At 65.9% G+C, this 18,819-nt stretch carries 22 protein-coding genes; all 22 read right to left on the reverse strand.

Annotated elements, in window-relative coordinates:
* Positions 1–247: 247 nt before the first annotated feature.
* Positions 248–1,501 (reverse strand): UDP-N-acetylglucosamine 1-carboxyvinyltransferase, encoded by a 1,254-nt coding sequence (gene murA, locus NP4_RS12565; protein ID WP_174556124.1) that lies wholly within the window; start codon positions 1,499–1,501, stop codon positions 248–250.
* 10 nt (positions 1,502–1,511) lie between these two features.
* Complete coding sequence (locus NP4_RS12570; protein WP_067996900.1) at positions 1,512–2,117, reverse strand: cob(I)yrinic acid a,c-diamide adenosyltransferase; 606 nt, start codon at positions 2,115–2,117, stop codon at positions 1,512–1,514.
* 18 nt (positions 2,118–2,135) lie between these two features.
* Positions 2,136–2,558 carry a DUF2550 domain-containing protein gene (locus tag NP4_RS12575; protein WP_062506075.1) on the reverse strand — a complete coding sequence of 141 codons (423 nt, stop codon included), beginning with the start codon at positions 2,556–2,558 and terminating at the stop codon, positions 2,136–2,138.
* 208 nt (positions 2,559–2,766) lie between these two features.
* Positions 2,767–3,447 carry an MspA family porin gene (locus NP4_RS12580; RefSeq protein WP_067996902.1) on the reverse strand — a complete coding sequence of 227 codons (681 nt, stop codon included), beginning with the start codon at positions 3,445–3,447 and terminating at the stop codon, positions 2,767–2,769.
* 26 nt (positions 3,448–3,473) lie between these two features.
* Positions 3,474–4,076: an MspA family porin gene (locus tag NP4_RS12585; RefSeq protein ID WP_245998223.1), complete on the reverse strand. Its 603-nt coding sequence runs from the start codon at positions 4,074–4,076 to the stop codon at positions 3,474–3,476.
* Positions 4,077–4,348: 272 nt separating this feature from the next.
* The gene (locus NP4_RS12590) at positions 4,349–4,723 is read right to left on the reverse strand and encodes a F0F1 ATP synthase subunit epsilon (protein ID WP_067996909.1); all 375 of its coding nucleotides are present in this window, start codon (positions 4,721–4,723) and stop codon (positions 4,349–4,351) included.
* Between the two features lie 6 nt (positions 4,724–4,729).
* Positions 4,730–6,178, reverse strand: a complete 1,449-nt coding sequence (gene atpD / locus NP4_RS12595) for a F0F1 ATP synthase subunit beta (protein ID WP_067996914.1) — start codon at positions 6,176–6,178, stop codon at positions 4,730–4,732.
* A gap of 21 nt (positions 6,179–6,199) precedes the next feature.
* Positions 6,200–7,168, reverse strand: coding sequence for a F0F1 ATP synthase subunit gamma (locus NP4_RS12600; protein ID WP_067996917.1), 969 nt, complete (start codon positions 7,166–7,168; stop codon positions 6,200–6,202).
* 52 nt (positions 7,169–7,220) lie between these two features.
* Complete coding sequence (gene atpA / locus NP4_RS12605; protein ID WP_067996920.1) at positions 7,221–8,858, reverse strand: F0F1 ATP synthase subunit alpha; 1,638 nt, start codon at positions 8,856–8,858, stop codon at positions 7,221–7,223.
* Between the two features lie 49 nt (positions 8,859–8,907).
* Positions 8,908–9,717, reverse strand: a complete 810-nt coding sequence (locus NP4_RS12610; RefSeq protein ID WP_067996922.1) for a F0F1 ATP synthase subunit delta — start codon at positions 9,715–9,717, stop codon at positions 8,908–8,910.
* Between the two features lie 36 nt (positions 9,718–9,753).
* Positions 9,754–10,311, reverse strand: a complete 558-nt coding sequence (locus NP4_RS12615) for a F0F1 ATP synthase subunit B (RefSeq protein WP_169813725.1) — start codon at positions 10,309–10,311, stop codon at positions 9,754–9,756.
* A 5-nt stretch (positions 10,312–10,316) separates the two neighbouring features.
* Positions 10,317–10,565, reverse strand: coding sequence for an ATP synthase F0 subunit C (locus tag NP4_RS12620; protein WP_062506066.1), 249 nt, complete (start codon positions 10,563–10,565; stop codon positions 10,317–10,319).
* A 71-nt stretch (positions 10,566–10,636) separates the two neighbouring features.
* Positions 10,637–11,485, reverse strand: a complete 849-nt coding sequence (atpB, locus tag NP4_RS12625; RefSeq protein WP_169813726.1) for a F0F1 ATP synthase subunit A — start codon at positions 11,483–11,485, stop codon at positions 10,637–10,639.
* Between the two features lie 239 nt (positions 11,486–11,724).
* Complete coding sequence (locus NP4_RS12630) at positions 11,725–12,177, reverse strand: Cg1360 family ATP-synthase-associated protein (RefSeq protein ID WP_174556125.1); 453 nt, start codon at positions 12,175–12,177, stop codon at positions 11,725–11,727.
* 11 nt (positions 12,178–12,188) lie between these two features.
* On the reverse strand, positions 12,189–13,382 hold the full coding sequence (locus NP4_RS12635) for an MraY family glycosyltransferase (protein WP_067996925.1): 1,194 nt from the start codon (positions 13,380–13,382) through the stop codon (positions 12,189–12,191).
* Between the two features lie 11 nt (positions 13,383–13,393).
* Complete coding sequence (locus NP4_RS12640; protein WP_067996928.1) at positions 13,394–14,059, reverse strand: L-threonylcarbamoyladenylate synthase; 666 nt, start codon at positions 14,057–14,059, stop codon at positions 13,394–13,396.
* A 61-nt stretch (positions 14,060–14,120) separates the two neighbouring features.
* Positions 14,121–14,963, reverse strand: a complete 843-nt coding sequence (locus NP4_RS12645) for an ABC transporter permease (protein ID WP_082875813.1) — start codon at positions 14,961–14,963, stop codon at positions 14,121–14,123.
* Positions 14,923–15,741 (reverse strand): ATP-binding cassette domain-containing protein, encoded by an 819-nt coding sequence (locus tag NP4_RS12650; RefSeq protein ID WP_067996931.1) that lies wholly within the window; start codon positions 15,739–15,741, stop codon positions 14,923–14,925. The genes NP4_RS12645 and NP4_RS12650 overlap by 41 nt, the downstream gene beginning before the upstream one ends.
* Positions 15,738–16,223 carry a MarR family winged helix-turn-helix transcriptional regulator gene (locus tag NP4_RS43100; RefSeq protein WP_082875814.1) on the reverse strand — a complete coding sequence of 162 codons (486 nt, stop codon included), beginning with the start codon at positions 16,221–16,223 and terminating at the stop codon, positions 15,738–15,740. The genes NP4_RS12650 and NP4_RS43100 overlap by 4 nt, the downstream gene beginning before the upstream one ends.
* 206 nt (positions 16,224–16,429) lie before the next feature.
* The gene (gene prmC / locus NP4_RS12660; protein ID WP_067996933.1) at positions 16,430–17,305 is read right to left on the reverse strand and encodes a peptide chain release factor N(5)-glutamine methyltransferase; all 876 of its coding nucleotides are present in this window, start codon (positions 17,303–17,305) and stop codon (positions 16,430–16,432) included.
* A gap of 7 nt (positions 17,306–17,312) precedes the next feature.
* Positions 17,313–18,392, reverse strand: a complete 1,080-nt coding sequence (gene prfA / locus NP4_RS12665) for a peptide chain release factor 1 (RefSeq protein WP_067996936.1) — start codon at positions 18,390–18,392, stop codon at positions 17,313–17,315.
* A gap of 90 nt (positions 18,393–18,482) precedes the next feature.
* Positions 18,483–18,719: a 50S ribosomal protein L31 gene (gene rpmE / locus NP4_RS12670; protein WP_062506058.1), complete on the reverse strand. Its 237-nt coding sequence runs from the start codon at positions 18,717–18,719 to the stop codon at positions 18,483–18,485.
* Positions 18,720–18,819: the final 100 nt, after the last annotated feature.

The following is an 18,819-nucleotide window of genomic DNA, read 5'->3' on the forward strand; positions in this document are numbered from 1 at the left end:
ATCCCCCGGGCGGTGAGCCCGCTGGATCGGTGAGGCAACTTTTCAAGCTTAGCTCAACCGTGAGCGCGGATCCAAATCCGTGATCTTGGTGGAGCTCGTGTGATCGTCAGGCGCTCCCCGTCCAACCTCGTGTCCCGGTCCTTTCGGCTCCGGGTCGGTGTCCGTGTCGCTCTGACCTGGAATAAGTTACGTGCCGTCCAGATCGATGTCAAATCGGCTGGTCAGGAACGTTTTTGGGCGATCGTGATCAGGAGACCCGTTCGACCTCGGCCCCGAGCGATCGCAGATTCTCCACGAAATGCGGGTAGCCCCTGTCGATGTGGAACACGTCGTGCACCTCGGTCACCCCGTCGGCGACCAGACCCGCCAGCACAAGACCGGCGCCGGCCCGGATATCCGACGACCACACCGGCGCACTCGACAGCCGCGGGATTCCGCGCACCACCGCGTGGTGACCATCGGTCCGCGCATCGGCGCCCAGGCGAATCATCTCCTCCACGAAGCGGAATCGCGCCTCGAAGATGTTCTCGGTGATCATCGACGTACCGTCGGCGATGGCCGCGAGCCCGATGGCCATCGGCTGCAGATCGGTCGGGAAGCCCGGGAACGGCAGGGTCGAGAAGTTCACCGCGCGCGGCCGCTCGGCCTGCACCACCCGAAAACCGTCCGGTTCGAACGAGATTCGCGCACCCGAGGACCGCAATTTGTCCAGCACCAGGGACAGATGCTTCGGGTTCACCCCATTGACCTGAACATCGCCCTGCGTCATCGCCGCGGCGATACCCCAGGTCGCGGCCACGATCCGATCGCCGATCACGCGATGGGTGGTCGGCGCCAGTTTCTGCACGCCCTCGATGGTCAGCACCGAGGTGCCCGCACCGCTGATCCGCGCACCCATTCGCGCGAGCATCGTGCACAGATCCACGATCTCCGGCTCGCGCGCGGCATTGTCGATGACCGTCTCACCCTCGGCCAGCACCGCGGCCATCAGGATGTTCTCGGTCGCGCCGACCGACGGGAAGTCCAATCGAATGCGCGCGCCCTGCAGTTCGTCGGCGCGCGCGACCAGGCAGCCGTGCTCGATTTCGCTGGTCGCGCCGAGCAGGCGCAGACCGGCCTGATGCATATCCAGCGGACGCGAGCCGATCGCATCGCCACCGGGCAACGCGACCACGGCTCGCTTGCACCGAGCCATCAGCGGTCCGAGGACGCAGACCGAGGCGCGAAACTGGGTGACTGCCGGGAAGTCCGCGTGATACTTCGGCTCGGCCGGGGTGGAGATGGTGACGACCGAGCCCTCGACCACGACGTCGCAGCCCAGGCCCCGCAGGACCTCGGCCATGAGCGGCACATCGAGAATGTCGGGGCAGTTGCTGATGGTCGTCGAGCCCTCCGCCAGTAAGGCGGCGGCCATCAGTTTGAGGACGCTGTTCTTGGCGCCACCGACCGCGACTTCGCCGGCAAGGCGACTGCCACCGGTCACCAGAAACCGTTCACTCACGGGGGCCAGCCTAATGGTCGGTGGCGTCGGTCGCGGCGTCTCCACCACCTGAGGCTCCGGGACGCCAGAGCACATCCCCCTCCGGATTCGCCACCCGGCTGAGGATGAACAGCAGATCCGAGAGCCGATTCAGGTATTTCGCGGGCAGCGCGCTCGTATCGTCCGGGTGCGCCTCGACCGCGGCCCATGCCGAACGCTCGGCGCGCCGCGCGACCGTGCGCGCCGTGTGCAGCAGTGCCGCGAGCGGGGTGCCGCCGGGCAGAATGAACGAATTCAGCGGCGCCAGTTCGGCATTGAACTCATCGCACCACGCCTCCAGCCGGTCGATATAGGGCTGGGTGATGCGCAGCGGCGGATATTTGGGCTCGGCCACGATCGGTGTGGACAGGTCGGCGCCGGCATCGAACAGATCGTTCTGCACGCTGCGCAGGACCTCGAGGATGTGCGGTCCGGGCTGTCCGAGCGCGATCGCGACACCGAGGGCGGCATTCGTTTCGTCACAGTCGGCATAGGCGATCAGCCGCGGGTCGGTCTTCGGCACCCGGGAGAAGTCGCTCAAACCGGTGGTTCCGTCGTCACCGGTCCGGGTGTAGATCCGCGTCAGATGCACACTCATGCAGACAGTATGTCTGCCTCACAGCGTGGGGCGACGCCGGATCCGATCGGACGGCCGGGACTCGACCCACGACAGGAACGCCGCGAGGGCTCCGCGATCGAGTGCCAACTCGTAACTGCCGTCACCGTCGGAGACCGCGATCACGATGATGTCGTCGGTCATGATGTCGTATTCGTCCCCGACCGGGCCGCGTCTGTCCACGACCTCGATACCGCGGCGGTGAATCGTCGAATCCGGGCCCAGCTTCAGACTGGTCAGCTTGAAGAAGACCATGCGGTCCTCGTCGTACCGGATCAAACCGTGCCGCCAGCCCTGTCCGCCTTTAGCGGGTAGTACCCGCAGAATCGCCGCCGTCCCACCTCGTCGCAACATCACGAAGCGGTAGATGGATGCCAACGCCAGGCCGACGAGCAGCAGCACCAGAATGATCAGAAGCACCATCCCGGTCCGCAATCCAGGTCCGTCCCTTCGCTTTTGCCCCTGTGCCGTCGCGAGTGCCGTGCCATCCCGAACAAGGTCACCGTGGGGGCGAGTCTACAAACCACCCCTACACCGGATACGACCGGTACGCCCCTGCCCCGGTCGAGCCTATCCCCCGACCGGGGTCATGAGAATGGGGTAGCCGAAACACCCACGTGGGCAAGCTGTTTCAGCCCATACTGAACGGCTCGCCCCAGACCGTGATCATGCTCTCGGTATTGTCGGTCGCCACGTCGGCGGTGACGAAGGTCCGGGCCTGGGCGTAACCGGCGCAGCCGTCCAGGGCGAAGGTCTCGTCGGTCCAGCTCACACTCGCGTGCGGGCCGGTCACCTGGTGGTAGCGCTTATGGGAATCGTTGCCGAAGTCGTTCGGCTTCTCGATGTCGAGCAGATAGCGCGCCGCGGCCTGGCCGGGGGCGAGCACCAGCGTCTCGGTTCCGCCGACATTGCCGCCGAGGGCGGCCAATGGATTTGAGCCGCCCGCCTTGGACGGATCGACCGAACCGGATTCGTTCTCCCCGGAGGTCAAGCCGCTGACACTGACCTGGCAGCCGACCACATATCCGGGATAGATCTTGACCGATGCGGACCCGGACTTACCACCGGCGACGTCGACCACTCCGCGTCCGGTGGTCCACACATTGCGATGCAGCGGCGTCGCGCCCATCGATCCGCTGATCTTGGCGGATTCGCCCTGAATGGAAACGGTCACCTCGGTGCCGTCGCCGAGCGTGCGGGTTATGGTCCCGCCGGGCAGCGGAATGAACGTATCCGCGTTCGCGACCCCCGGCGAACACAACCCCAGCCCGACCGTGACCGCGATCGCCGTCACTGCCGTCGTGCGGATCATGCGACCTCCTATGTCTGGTGCGGACCTCAGCCGATGCTGAACGGCATGCCGTAGAGGCTGACCTTCGCGTAATCGGCGCCGATCAACTCGACGACCGAGAACTGACGCGCCTGCGCATAACCCCCACAGCCCTGCACATCCATCGGAAAGTCCTGGTAATTCAGGTAATAGGTGCCCGACTTGGGCATATCGATGGTGTTGATCTGCACCCATTTGACCTCGCCGGGACTGATCGGAAACGAGATTCCGCCGGACAGTCCCGGACCCGTGGTGGCGATCGTGAATCCGAACGAATTCGACAAACTACCCAGCGAGACCTGGCAACCGACGATGTACCCCACCGTGAGGCCGGATGAGCCGTGTGTGGACGAGAAATTGGAGCCCGGCAAATTCAGCGCGCCGTTGTTCGGACCGATGACACCCGGTGGAGTGTCCACGTCGACGGTCAGATTGCCCGATACCCAGGCCGTACGCCCGGCCCCGTTGGCGGCCATCGACGGCGAAATGATCGCCCGCTCACCACTACTGGTGATCGAAATCCCCGGCTGGTCGATATGTCCGTCCGGTAGCGGAACGAACGCATCGGCTCGCGCGGGCCCGGGCGACCACAATCCGATTGCGGAAATCATTGCGGCGACCATCACGACGATGCGCGCGAGTCGACCCCGACCGATTGCATGCTGCTTGCCCATTCATTCCTCGCTCATAATCGCGAGGCCGCATCGATGTTGCGCAGGCGGCCACGGTACGCCAATTCATTTCCGAACGGGTGAAACCGAAGGTATTGCCGCTATTACACCATCACGAACGCGCGGACAGCCCCTCGAAACGCCGTGTGGCGGTCCCGGATACTTCCGGAACCGCCACAACTTCAGCGAATCGAATTGTCGCCCTTGGCAACTCAGCCGTTGGCCGCCTCGACCGCACGCACCCGCGCCCGCGCCGCATTCTGCGCGTCCTCGGAGGCGTTCGGATCCGACAGCACCGACCGAGCGGAATCGACGTCGATGTCGGCGGCGAATTCCGCCGACTCGGCGAGGATGCGGACGGTCTTCGCGGTAACCGAGAAGAATCCGCCGTGCACGGCCGCCACGATGCGCTCACCGTCGGTCGAGACGATGGTCACCGCGCTGTCCTCGGCCAGCTGGCCGAGGACGGGCTCGTGGCCGGGGAGGATACCGATCTGACCCTCGGTGGTCTGGGCGCTGACGAAGCTCGCCTCGCCCGACCACATCCGCCGCTCGATGGAAACCAGATCAACTGACATTTCCGCCATGGTGGACTACTTCCCGGCGATCTTCTTCGCGGCCTTCTCGACATCGTCGAGACCACCGCAGGAGTTGAACGCCTGCTCGGGGAAGTGGTCGAACTCACCCTTGCAGACCCGATCGAAGTCGTCGATGGTCTGCTCCAGCGGCACGACCGAACCCTCCTGACCGGTGAACTTCTCGGCCACGATGAAGTTCTGGCCGAGGAACTTCTCCAGACGACGGGCGCGACCGACGAGGACCTTGTCCTCCTCGGAGAGCTCGTCCATGCCGAGGATGGCGATGATGTCCTGAAGTTCCTTGTACTTCTGCAGGATTCGCTTGACCTCGTTGGCGACCGCGAAGTGCCGGTCACCCAGGATCGAGGCCTCCAGAATGCGGGAGGTCGAGGTCAGCGGGTCGACGGCCGGATAGATACCCTTCTGCGAAATCGGGCGGGAAAGCTCGGTCGTCGCGTCCAGGTGGGCGAAGGTGGTCGCCGGCGCCGGGTCGGTGTAGTCGTCGGCGGGCACGTAGATCGCCTGCATCGAGGTGATCGAACGGCCACGGGTCGAGGTGATCCGCTCCTGCAGCTGACCCATCTCGTCGGCCAGGGTCGGCTGGTAACCGACGGCCGAGGGCATACGACCCAGCAGGGTCGAGACCTCGGAACCGGCCTGGGTGAACCGGAAGATGTTGTCGATGAACAGCAGAACGTCCTGACCCTGCACATCGCGGAAGTACTCGGCCATGGTCAGGGCCGACAGGGCGACGCGCATACGCGTCCCCGGCGGCTCGTCCATCTGGCCGAAGACGAGGGCGGTGTCCTGGAGGACGCCCATCTCCTCCATTTCCAGGTGCAGGTCGGTGCCCTCACGGGTGCGCTCACCGACGCCGGCGAACACCGACGTACCGGAGAACTCACGCGCGATACGGGTGATCATCTCCTGGATCAGAACGGTCTTGCCGACACCGGCGCCACCGAACAGACCGATCTTGCCACCCTTCACATACGGGGTGAGCAGGTCGATGACCTTGATGCCCGTCTCCAGGATCTCGGTCTTACCCTCGAGCTGGTCGAACGACGGCGGCTGGCGGTGGATGCCCCACTGCTCGCCGTCGCGGCCCAGGCCCGGGGTGTCGAGGCAGTCGCCGAGGGCGTTGAACACGTGGCCCTTGGTGACGTCGCCGACAGGCACCGAGATCGGCTTGCCGGTATCGGCGACCGGCACGCCGCGGACCAGACCGTCGGTCGGCTGCATCGAGATGCAGCGAACGATGTTGTCGCCCAGGTGCTGTGCGACCTCGAGGGTCAGGGTCTTGGCCACCGAGGGCAGCGTGACCTCGGCGTGCAGAGCGTTGTACAGCTCGGGGATGGCGCCACGCGGGAACTCGACGTCCACGACGGGGCCGATGACCCGGGCGACGCGGCCTGTACCAGCGCCCGCCCGGCTCTTGTTTTCTGCAGAAACTGCTGCGGTCATTTGTCTTCTTCCTGGGTGGGCTTAGTCGCTAGAACTGGCTGCCAGCGCATTGGCACCGCCGACGATTTCGCTGATTTCCTGCGTGATGTTCGCCTGCCGAATCGAGTTCGCCTGGCGAGTCAGGCCGTTCACGAGTTCGGTGGCGTTGTCGGTGGCCGCCTTCATCGCGGTGCGGCGCGCTGCCGACTCCGAGGCCGCGGCCTCGAGCAACGACGAGTAAATGCGCGTGTTGATGTACTTCGGCAGCAGACGGCCGAGCAGCGTATCCGCGTCGGGCTCGAACTCGTAGAGCGGATGCAGATCCGCCGTCGGGGAGTCCGAGACGAAGTCCTCGCCGAGGTCGTAGTTCTCGTCGACGAAGCTCACCTGGATCGGCGCCAGTCGGCGCACCTCCGGGGTCTGCGTCAGCATCGACACGAATCGCGTGTAGACGATGTGGATTTCGTCGACACCCTCGATGGTGCCCTCGCCGTTGGGCGCGGGCACCTCACCGTCGGCGCCGGCCATGAACGCCTCCACCAGGTGGTTGCAGGCCGAGGACGCGTCGGTGTAGTGCGGCTGCTGCGAGAACCCGGTCCACGAACCGAGCACCTTGCGGTTGCGGAACGTGTAGTAGGTCAGGCCCTTCGCACCCATCACGTACAGCACCGGCTCCTTGTCCTCGGAGCGCAGTGTGGACAGGAGTTCCTCGGCGCGCCTGAGCACGTTCGAGTTGTAACCGCCGGCCATACCGCGGTCGCTGGTGATGACCAGGACCGCGGCGCGCCGGGCGTTCTCCCGCTCGGTGAGCAGCGGATGGTTCAGATTCGACGAGGCGCTCGCGAGTTCGCTCAGCACCTTGGTGATCTCTTCCGCATACGGCTTCGCGGCGGCGACCCGGGCCTGCGCCTTGCTGATTCGCGAGGTGGCGATCAGTTCCTGAGCCTTGGTGATCTTCTTGATCGACCCGACGCTGCGAATGCGGCCACGCAATTCACGCAAGCTAGGCACTGGTCACACTCCCTTCCTTCGCTCGATTGGTCAGTCGCATCGGTTCGCCCGCTTACTTGTCGACGTGCTTGCGGGTGACCGACAGCGACTCGACCTCTTCGTGGTCGAGCTGACCGGCCTCGGGCTCGTTCACCACGCGGCTGCCGTCTGAGGCCAGGAAGCCGTGCTTGAACTTGTCGGTGGCGGACTTGATCTGCTCGGCGGCGTCGCCCTCGAGCACCTTGCCGCCCTCGATCGTCTTGTACGCGTCGGCGGCGCTGCGGTGCAGATCCTCGAGCAACTCGGCATTGAAGCGGCGGATGTCGCCGACCGGCACCGAGTCGTAGAAGCCACCGTCGACCAGGAACAGCGACACGATCTGGTCCTCGACCGAGACCGGGGTGTACTGGTCCTGCTTGAGCAGCTCGACCCAGCGGGCGCCGCGCTCGAGCTGAGCCAGCGAGGCCGCGTCCAGGTCGGAGGCGAAGGCGGAGAACGCCTCCAGCTCACGGAACTGCGCCAGCTCCAGACGCAGCGAGCCGGAGACCTTCTTCATACCCTTGGTCTGCGCGGCGCCACCGACACGGGAGACGGAGGTACCGACGTTGATCGCCGGGCGCACACCCTTGTTGAACAGGTCGGACTCGAGGAAGACCTGGCCGTCGGTGATGGAGATGACGTTGGTCGGGATGAAGGCGGAGATGTCGCCGGCCTTGGTCTCGATGATCGGCAGACCGGTCATCGAACCCGCGCCCATATCGTCGGACAGCTTCGCGCAACGCTCCAGCAGGCGCGAGTGCAGGTAGAAGACGTCACCGGGGTACGCCTCGCGGCCCGGCGGGCGACGCAGCAGCAGCGAGATCGCGCGGTAGGCCTCGGCCTGCTTGGACAGGTCGTCGAACACGATCAGGACGTGCTTGCCCTGGTACATCCAGTGCTGGCCGAGGGCCGAACCGGTGTAGGGCGCAAGCCATTTGAAGCCGGCGGAGTCCGAGGCCGGAGCCGCGACGATGGTGGTGTACTCCATCGCGCCGTGCTGCTCCAGCGCGGCCTTCACGCCCGCGATGGTGGAACCCTTCTGGCCGATGGCGACGTAGATGCAGCGGACCTGCTTCTTCGGATCGCCGGTCTCCCAGTTGGCCTTCTGGTTGATGATGGCGTCGATGCAGACCGCGGTCTTACCGGTCTTGCGGTCGCCGATGATCAGCTGACGCTGACCACGACCGATGGCGGTCAGGGCGTCGATAGCGGTGATACCGGTCGCCATCGGCTCGCCGACCGGCTGACGCTCGAGCACGGTCGCGGCCTGCAGCTCGAGGACGCGACGCTCCTCGGCCTCGATATCGCCCAGGCCGTCGATCGGCGCGCCCAGCGGGTCGATGACGCGGCCCAGGAACTTGTCGCCGACCGGCACCGAGAGCACGTCACCGGTGCGGCGGACCTCCTGGCCCTCCTCGATGTTCTCGAACTCACCCAGGATGACCGCGCCGATCGAGGTGTCCTCGAGGTTCAGCGCCACGCCCAGCACGCCGCCCGGGAACTCGAGCAGCTCGTTGGTCATCGCCGACGGCAGGCCACTGACGTGGGCGATGCCGTCGCCGGTGTCGGTGACGGTACCGACCTCCTCGATGGAGGTCTCGGGGGTGTAGCTCTGGGTGTAGCTCTCGATAGCGCTACGGATCTCATCGGGGGAGATCGTCAGCTCCGCCATGGTTCTTCCTGCTCTCGCTGTGGTCTGAAGGAATGTCGGGGGTGTGCGGCTAGGTCAGGGACTGCCGCATGCGCTGCAGTCGTCCGATGGCGCTGCCGTCGATGACGTCGTCGCCTACTCGCACGACGACGCCGGCCAGCAGGGTCGGATCGACCTGCACGTGCACGGTGATCGGCTTGTCGTAGATGCGCTGCAGCGAGGCCGCCAGGTGCTCGCGCTGCTGCGGCGACAGTTCGACCGCCGCGCGCACATGGGCGACGATCTGCTTACGCAGCGCCGCGGCCAGATCGGACAACCGGTCGAAGACGGGACCGACGTCACCGACGGAACGGCCCACCGCCTGCTGGGCCAGCTGCAGGGTGATGTCCTCGACCTTGCCGCTGAGCAGCCGTTCCAGCAGCTCGCGTTTGGCCTGCGCCGACGTACCGCGCGCGGCGAGGGCCTGTTCGAGGTCCGGATTGTCCTCGACGATCCGGCCGAGCCGGAACAGCTCATCCTCGACGGCGTCGATGCGGCCGCGATCCGTCGCGGCCCGCAGCAGCGCCTCCTGCCCGAGCAATTCCAGCGTGTCGACCAGGTCCCGGGTACGGGACCAGTTCTGGGCGACGGCGGTGGTCAGCACGGCCAGGGTGGCCGCGCTGATCTTGCCGCCGAAAACGCGTTCGGCCAGTTCGGCACGCGCCGAACTCGACACCGACTTATCCGCGAGCGCCACACGCAGCGAACGCTGGTCGTCGAGTACGGCGACAACGGCGAACAATTCGGAGCCCGTCGTGGCGGCGACGGAGTCGCTCCCGGTGAGAGCGGCCGAAAGAGCTTCCCGGGCCCGGGAGCTCGCCTCGCGGCTCGCTGCGTACATGCTTCCCACTTTCACTGTGTCGGTTTCCGCCGGGGGTTACCTTCCGACCCCGATGCCGGCTTTCTCGTCCAATTCTGCAAGGAATCGGTCGATCGAGGTGGCCTGCTTGGCCTGATCCGACACCGACTGTCCGATGATCTTCTCGGCCAGATCGACGGCGGTGCGGCCGAGTTCGCCACGCAGTTCGGTCACGATCTGCTGACGCTGGGCCTCGAGCTGGGAATGACCGGCGGCGACGATGCGATCGGCCTCGGCCTGGGCCTCCGAACGCATCTGCGCGAGGATCTGCTGGCCCTGGTTGCGGGCCTCCTCACGGATGCGCGCGGCCTCGAGCCTGGCCTCGGCCAGCTGCTGCTGGTACTGCTCCAGCGTCGCCTGCGCCTCGGCCTGCGCGGCCTCGGCCTTGGCGAGGCCGCCCTCGATCTTGTCGGAGCGCTCGTCGAGCACCTTCTGCAGCCGCGGGATCACGTACTTGTAGAAGGCGAACGCGATAACCGCGACGCAGACGATCGACCAGATGATGTCGTACGACTCGGGGAGGAGGGGGTTGATGTCGTCCCCTCCCTCAGCCGCGAGCAAATACATCGTGTTCATGGCAATCAGAAGATGAAGCCGGCGACGAGACCGATCAGGGCCAGCGCCTCGGTGAACGCGATACCCAGGAACATGTTGGTCCGGATGGTGCCCTGCAGCTCGGGCTGACGAGCGATGCCCTCGATCGCCTTACCGACCACGATGCCCACGCCGATGCCGGGGCCGATGGCGGCCAGACCGTAACCGACGGCGCCGTAGCCCTTCACCTTGTCGGTGGTCTGGGCGAGTTCAGCGGCCACGTAGGAGAGGCTCATGAGATTTCTTTTCCCTTTCTGTTGCCCACACCCCCGGCGGCGTGTGGGTCAGTCTTTGTGCGGTCGTGCGGTCAGTGCGAGTCGGCGTGCTGGGCAAGGCTGATGTACACAGCGGTCAGCAACGCGAACACGTAGGCCTGCAGGAAAATCACCAGCATCTCGAAGAGGGTGAAGGCGAACCCACCTGCCAGCGAGAACGGTGACAACCCCTTCATCCAGGCGGCGCCCTCGAACAGGAAGAACTGCGTGGCGCTGAAGAACAACACCAGCATGATATGACCGGCCAGCATATTCGCCATGAGTCGGACGGTCAGGGTGAAGGGGCGCAGCACGAAGGTCGAGATGAACTCGATCGGAATCAGCAGCACGTGCATCGCGGGCGGCACATTCGGCACCACGATCGACGAGCGCATGTACTTCCAGAAGCCGTACTTCTTGATGCCGATGTAGTTGAACGCCAGATAGGCGATGACGGCCAGCACCAACGGCATACCGATACGCGCGTTGGAGGAGATGTTCAGGAACGGGATGATGCTGGAGAAGTTCAGGAACAGCACCGTGAAGAAGATGGTGGCGATCAACGGGAAGTATTTCCGCCCGGATTCCTTGCCCAACACCTCGTCACAGATCTGCTCGCGCACGAACACCAATCCGTACTCGGCGACGTTCTGCAGACCGCGCGGAACCAGCTTCGGGCTGCGGAATGCGAGCAACATGACCGCCAACAGCACAACGGACATCAGGACGCGAATGAGCATCAAACGGTCGAGCTCGAAAGGCGTCCCCTCGAACAGCACAGCTGGAGGGTAGAAGTCTTGCAGCGAAGGCGCGTGGAACTCGCCCGCCAAAGTGGTGACGCTCAGCGTTCTCTCCCGTGTTCGGGCCGCGGGTATGGCGATACCCGCGGTTCGATCGGACATTGACGATCTGGTGGTCGACTCAGGTCGGCTCGAAGTTCGTCAGCAGCTGCGCGGGCGTCACCCGCTCGTGGCGTCTGTACGTCGGCGACATCGTCGACGGTGCAGGGCCGAACCCCCTCAGGTCCGGCACGGCTGTAAGCATAGCCGCTCTCATGGAGAGGTAGTGACCGACCCTATGGTTCGGCTGCCTACGGTAAAGAGTTTACCAAGGTATCTACGACACTGTGTAGGGGGTCGCGTCAAACATTTGAATGATCTTGATCGGCGCGCTCATCCGGCGTCGCCACAATCGGAACACGTTGGCGCAGCAGGCCGTAGGTCTCGGCCCCGAGCACGATCAACAGCGCGCCCACCACGGTGAGGAACAGCGTCATCGGGCTGTAGAAGTCGAACTGTTTGAGCGCGGCCACCACGAGCATCACGACCAGCAGTTTTCCGACCCAGCTCGCCAGCATGACCATGCCCTGGATACCGGAATCCAATTTGGCGCTGAACAGCACCAGCGCGGCGGTGGTGAGAATGAAGAAGCCGCCGATGGCCGATCCGATCAGCGCGCCCCAGAATCCGGCGCCCCCCGCGAGGATCGAGCCGAGCACCACCGAAACGATCACCAGCACAACCAATCCGGCGATGCCGTAGCGCAGCGCGGCGCGCAGCGGGGCGTCGGGATGATGCTCGGATGCGGTGCTCACGTTCGGCTACTTTACCCGTCGCCCGCTTCGCCGCCGCGCGGCCTCCGCCCCAGCCCGAACACATCGCGCAGCGACGGCACCGCGGTGACGACCAACGCGAAAACCAGTCCGGCCGCGAACAACAGCACCACCAGGCGAGGATCGATCAGTGACGTACCGACCGCCCCGAATGCGAGCACTCCGACCCATAGATAGATGAGCAACACCACACGCCGCTGCGAATGTCCGATCTGCAACAGCCGGTGATGCAGGTGCATTTTGTCCGGAGTGGAGAAACTGACGCCCGCGCGCGCACGCCGGATGATCGCCATCACCAGATCCAGAACTGGGATGAACATCACCGCGCCGACCAAAAGCAGCGGCGAGAGCAGACCCACGATGTCGTGCGGACGCCCATATCCGGCGAGCGGAATTCGTCCGGACGCACCGGTGGAGACCGCGGCCAGCATGAGTCCGATCAGCATCGAGCCCGAATCGCCCATGAACAATCGGGCCGGGGAGAAATTGTGTGGCAAAAATCCCAGACAGCCGCCCGCCAGCGCCGCGGCCAGCAGTGCGGGCGGATAGGTATCGGTCGCGCCGCCCTGTTGATACATCAATCCGACGCTGAAGACGAATACCGCGCCCCCGGCGATGAGTCCCAGTCCGGCCGCCAATCCGTCCAGGCCGTCGACGAAATTCATCGCATTGATCATCGTGACGGTGATGACGACGGTGACCAGCCCGCCCTGCAGCGGATCCAGTACGACCGTGGTGTTGTTGAAGGGGTTGTAGATGGCCACCCAGCTCAGCCCCATGACCGCCATCACCCCGGCGGCGGTGATCTGGCCGACCAGCTTCGTCAGCCAGTCCAGACCCCAGCGGTCGTCGAGGACGCCGACCAGCACGATCAGCGTGCCCGCGACGACGACCGCCGGAATGTCCTTGGGATATTCGAAACCGCGGCGCAGGGCGGGCAATTGATGCGCGAAGGCCACCGCGACCAGCACGCCGAGATAGATGCCGACCCCGCCCATCCGCGGAATCGGCTTCACGTGCACATCGCGTTCCCGCGGTATCGCGACCGCGCCGAACCAGATGGCCAGCACCCGGATACCACCGGTGGACAGCAGCGTGATCACCGTGGACACGAGCAGCACCAGCAGCAGCTCGCGTAGCGGAACGACCGCGCCCTGACTGTATTCCGTTCCCTGACTGAGAAGCATCTACCAGGCCGTCACCGCGTGGTCTCGGGCGTCAGCTCATCCGGCGACATCCCGAGCACCTCGGCCACCTGCATCGCGGTGACCGCGCCCTCGCGCAGGATGCGCGGTTTGTCGGCGGTCAGATCAACGATGGTGGAGGCGACACCGTGATCGGCCGTGCCGCCGTCGAGGTACACGTTCACCAGATCGCCGAGTTGCCCGCGCGCCTCCTCGACGGTGGTGGCCGGGGGCTGGCCGGAGACGTTCGCGCTGGAAACAGCCAGCGGCCCGACCTCGCGTAACAGTTCCAGCGCGACCGGATGCAGCGGCATGCGCAGCATCACCGTGCCGCGGGCATCACCCAGATCCCAGGCCAGCGACGGCGCCTGCTGCACAACCAGACTCAGCCCGCCCGGCCAGAACGCGCGGATCAGCTCGCGGGCCTGTGGTTGCACCGAGAACACGAGTCCGTCGATGGTGTTCCACGAGCCGACCAGCACCGGAACCGGCATGTCCCGGCCGCGGCGCTTGGCCGCCAGCAGCGCGGACACGGCCGACGAATCGAACGCGTCGGCGGCGATGCCGTAGAGCGTATCGGTCGGGATGACGGCCAACCGCCCGGATTTCAGAGTGGCCCGCGCGGCGGTGATGCCGGCGGCACGCGAGTCGGGATCGGAGCAGTCGTAGACGGTACTCACGGCGTGTGAGTCTATTGGTTGCCGCCGAATGCGCTGTGGTCGGACCGGCGCGGCCGCCCGCTCATCGGACCAACCGGCCCAGAAGCGCGGAGGCGCAGGCGATTCCGAGCACCGCGGCCAGCACCAAGACGCCCATATCCGCCCAGAGCTGATGCGGGCCGCCGACCAGCAGCCCGCGCAGCGCGTCGACCTCGTAGCTGAGCGGATTGACATGACTGACCACGCGCAGCCAGCCCGGCATCAGATCGATCGGATACAGCGCGTTGGAGGCGAAGAACAGCGGCATCGTGATGGCCTGACCGATACCCATCAGCCGATCGCGCTTGGCTACCACGCCCGCGATGGTCATCGACAGGCACGCGAAGAACGCCGCGCCCAGGACGACCGCGACCACCGCGCCGAACAGCTTCAGCGGATTGAGCGTCATATGTACGCCCATGATCAGCGCGAGGACCACGATGATCAGCACCTGCGCGACCGAGCGCACGCCCGCGGCAAAGCATTTCCCGGTGATCAGCGCCGCGCGCGGGGTCGGGGTGACCATGAGTTTGTTGAGAATGCCCGCATCGCGGTCCCAGATCAGCAGGATGCCGTAGAAGATCGAGATGAACAGCGCCGACTGGGCGATGATGCCCGGGGCCAGGAAATCCAGATATGGCGTATCGCCGGTCGGAATCGTGCGCAGGCGGGCGAAGGTGGTGCCGAAGATCAGCATCCACAGCGCGGGCTGCACGGCGCGGGTGACCAGTTCGCTGCGGTCGTGGCGCAGCTTCTGCAATTCGACCAAGGCGAATGTGCCGATGCGCGACAGCAGCGCGAGCAGCCGCGCCGGGCCGTGCGGGGCCACCCGCAGGGGCGGGAAATCAACCGGCGCGCTGTGCGGTTCTGCGTGTATTTCGGACATTGCGCAGCCCTCCCTCCGTATTGCCGTCGTCGAGATCCGCGCCCGCGTGATGGCGGAAGACGTCCTCCAGGGTGGCCGTCGGGCCGAGGGCGGCCTTCAGGTCCTCCGGCGAACCCTCGGCGCGCAGAACTCCCTTGTGCAGCAAGGCGATTCGATCGCAGAGGGCGTCGGCCTCCTCCATGTAATGCGTGGTGAGCAGCACGGTGGTACCGAAGCGGTGGCGTAGGTCGCGCACGCGTTCCCAAACGCTGTCGCGGGCGATCGGGTCCAGGCCGACGGTCGGTTCGTCGAGTATGAGCAGGGCCGGGCGGTTCACCAGGGCCTGGGCCAGTTCCAGGCGGCGGACCATACCGCCGGAATAGCCCGCGGCGAGGCGATCGGCGACGTCGAGCAGGTCCATGGCCTCCAGGACCTCGTCGACGCGCGTGGCGCGCTCGCGACGCGGGACGTCGAACAGGCGCGCGAACCAGGTGACGTTCTGCCGACCGGTCAGCGAGCCCTCGATCGAAAGTTGTTGCGGCACATAGCCGAGGTTGTAGCGGATATCGGTATTGCGGCGGCCGACCTCGAAACCGAGTACGTGGACCGTGCCCTGTCGCACCGGCATCAATGTGGTGAGCAGGCGGATCGTAGTGGTCTTACCCGCGCCGTTGGGGCCGAGCAGGCCGAAGACCTCGCCGCGTTCGATGCGCAGGTTCAGATCGTCGATCACGACGTGGTCGCCGTAGCGATGGGTGAGTCCCGCGCATTCGATTGCGGGACAGTTCGTTTCGGTCATCTGTTTCCCTTCGTCTCGCGTCGGTGCAGGCTGTCGGTCACCTTGTTCATCACCGCGAGACCGCGAATCAGTTCCTCCCGTTCCTCCGATGTCAGCTCCGCCAGCGCCGTGGCGATGAGATCGTGATGGCGCCTACGGGTTTCGTCGACCTGCGCCTGCACCCGCACCGGCAGGCTCAACCGCATCACCCGCCGATCCGCCGAATCCGATTGCCGCTCCAGCAATCCCGCCTGCACCAGCGCGGTCACGAAGGTCGACACACTGTTCGGCGCCAGCCCGAGCTCCCCCGCGGCCTCCTTCACCGAAATCCCCGGATTGCGCCCCACCAACCGCAAGAACTCCGCCTGCGAGGTGCTGACCCCCGACCGATCGAACGACCGCCCCGCCAACCGCCCGACCTGCCGCCGAAACCGCCCGAAGGTCCGCAACAACGTGCCGACCACCTCCCGCTCGGGGGTGTCAGGGACGGTTGTGAGTTCCATGACAGAAAGAATACCTCTGAATCAGAGGTAATTCATCCCGGCCTTCGGCCAGGAAAAGGTAGCGGGGCGAAGCCGGGGAAGGAAGGGGGGGCGAAGCCCGGGAAAGGAGGGGCGGGGCCGGGTAACGACGAGGGCGAAGCCCGGAATTGACGAGGGCGAAGCCCGGGAAACGACGGGGCGAAGCCTTGGGTGGGCGAAGGTCGGGCTCAGTTCGTCCGGCGAACTGCCACGAACCGCGGCCTTCCGGCGAGGTCCGGATGCTCGACGACGGCCGTGAATCCCCCGTGCGCCCGGAACAGCGCGGCCGCCTCGGAACCATTGGAGTCGTCGTGCTCCACCGCCGCGACGCCATCACTTCGCAGCAGGCGAGCGATGGTGCCGATCATCGGGCGGATGACGTCGAGGCCGTCCTTGCCCGCGAACAGCGCGAGATGCGGATCATGGTCGGCGACTTCGGGTTCCAGCACCGCATCCGACGGGACGTAGGGGGGATTCGAGACCAGGACGTCGACGCGCCCGTTCAGCTCGGACAGGATCGCCGCGTCGGTGACATCGCCGTGATGCAGTGTGATCGGGGTGTCCCCATCGCGCGCGCGCTCGGCGGCATTGCGTTCGGCCCAGCCCAGGGCGGCCGGATCCAGTTCCACCGCATGGACTTTCGCGTCGGGGCGCGCATGGGCGATCGCGAGGGCGAGGGCGCCCGTACCGGTGCACAGGTCCACGACGATCGGGGGATGGTCGTGCCCGGCGGCCTCCAGTTGTGCCAGGGCCCAGGCGAACAGCAGCTCGGTTTCGGGCCGCGGAACGAAGACACCGGGACCCACGAGCAGGTCGATGTCGCCCATGGCCGCGGTGCCGGTGAGATGGTGCAGCGGAATGCGCTCGGCCCGGCGGGCGATCAGCCCGTGGTATTCCGCCACTTGCTCGGGCGTCACCATCGGAACGAGCGCCAACCGAGACCGTTCCACCCCGAGCACATGGGCGGCCAGGAATTCGGCATCGACGGCCGGGCTGTGCACGCCCGCCCGTCGCAGGGTCTCGACGGCCTCGACAATGACGGGCCGCAGCGGACGACGGGTCATGCCCGGATCACTCCGCCGACAACCGGGCCGCGCGGTCCGCTTCACCCAATGCGTCGAGAAGGGCGTCCAAGTCCCCGTCCAGCACCGAATCCAGATTGTGGGCCTTGAAACCGATGCGGTGGTCGGTGATCCGGTTCTCCGGGAAGTTGTAGGTCCGAATGCGTTCGGACCGGTCCACCGTGCGGATCTGGGTCGCCCGGCCCGCGGCCGCCTCGGCCTCGGCCTGCTCCTCGGCCAGCGCCTGCAATCGCGCGCCGAGCACCTGCATGGCACGAATCTTGTTCTGCAGCTGGGACCGTTCGTTCTGACAGGTCACCACGATGCCGGTGGGCAGATGGGTGATGCGCACCGCCGAATCGGTGGTGTTGACACCCTGGCCACCCTTACCCGAGGACCGGTAGACATCGATACGCAGATCGGATTCGTCGATCTGCACCTGCTCGACCTCGTCGGGCTCGGGATAGATGAGCACACCCGCGGCGGAAGTATGGATACGGCCCTGCGATTCGGTTACCGGCACGCGCTGCACGCGATGCACGCCGCCCTCGAACTTCAGCTGCGACCACACCCCGTCGCGGCTGGGCTCGCGGCTCTTGATGGTGAGCGTGGCCTCCTTGTAGCCGCCCAGATCCGAGATATTGGCGTCGAGCACCTCGACCTTCCACCCGTGCCGCTCGGCATAGCGGATGTACATGCGGGCCAGATCGGCGGCGAACAGCGCCGATTCCTCGCCGCCCTCACCGGATTTCACCTCGAGCACCACATCGTCGGCATCGTGCGGATCGCGCGGGGCGAGCAGATCGGTGAGCGCCTTGGACAGCTCCTCCACCTGCTGCTCGAGCCCGGGAACCTCGGCCGCGAAGGCGGAGTCGTCGGCCGCCAGCTCCCGCGCGGCGGCCAGATCGTCGGTCGCGGCCTTGAGCTTGTTGTAGGTCGACATGACCGGAGCGAGCTCGGCGAACCGCTTACCGACGCGCCGGGCCTCGGCCGGGTTGTTGTGCAGCGCCGGATCGGCCAGCTGCGTCTCCAGACCGTTGTATTCGGCCAGTACGTCGTCGACCGCGGAGGGGGCCGTCTTGTCGGCCATGCCAGATGCTCCTCGCAAGAAAAAAGTCGAAGGGGTGTCCAAACACACCGACGCCCGGCCTGCGGTGCAGGACGGGCGTCGGCGGGACAGCTACTTGGCGTCGGTGTCGGCCTTCTTGCCGGCGCGCTTGCCGTAGCGGGCCTCGAAGCGGGCGACGCGGCCGCCGGTGTCCAGAATCTTCTGCTTGCCCGTGTAGAACGGGTGGCACTGCGAGCAAACCTCGACCGTGATGTGACCCGACTCCTTGGTGCTGTGGGTCTGGAAGGTGTTGCCGCAACCGCAGACGACGGTGGTCGGCACGTATGCCGGGTGGATTCCTGCCTTCATGGGTGTCCTTTCGATATGGCCGCCGGGTCGCCGTCGAAATTCGAGGGCGTGAACCGGAGCCGACTAGGCGGGATGCTCTGCCTTCTACCAGCAGACGCAC

It is taken from the genome of Nocardia pseudobrasiliensis NBRC 108224, assembly GCF_001613105.1.
Lineage (GTDB): Bacteria > Actinomycetota > Actinomycetes > Mycobacteriales > Mycobacteriaceae > Nocardia > Nocardia pseudobrasiliensis.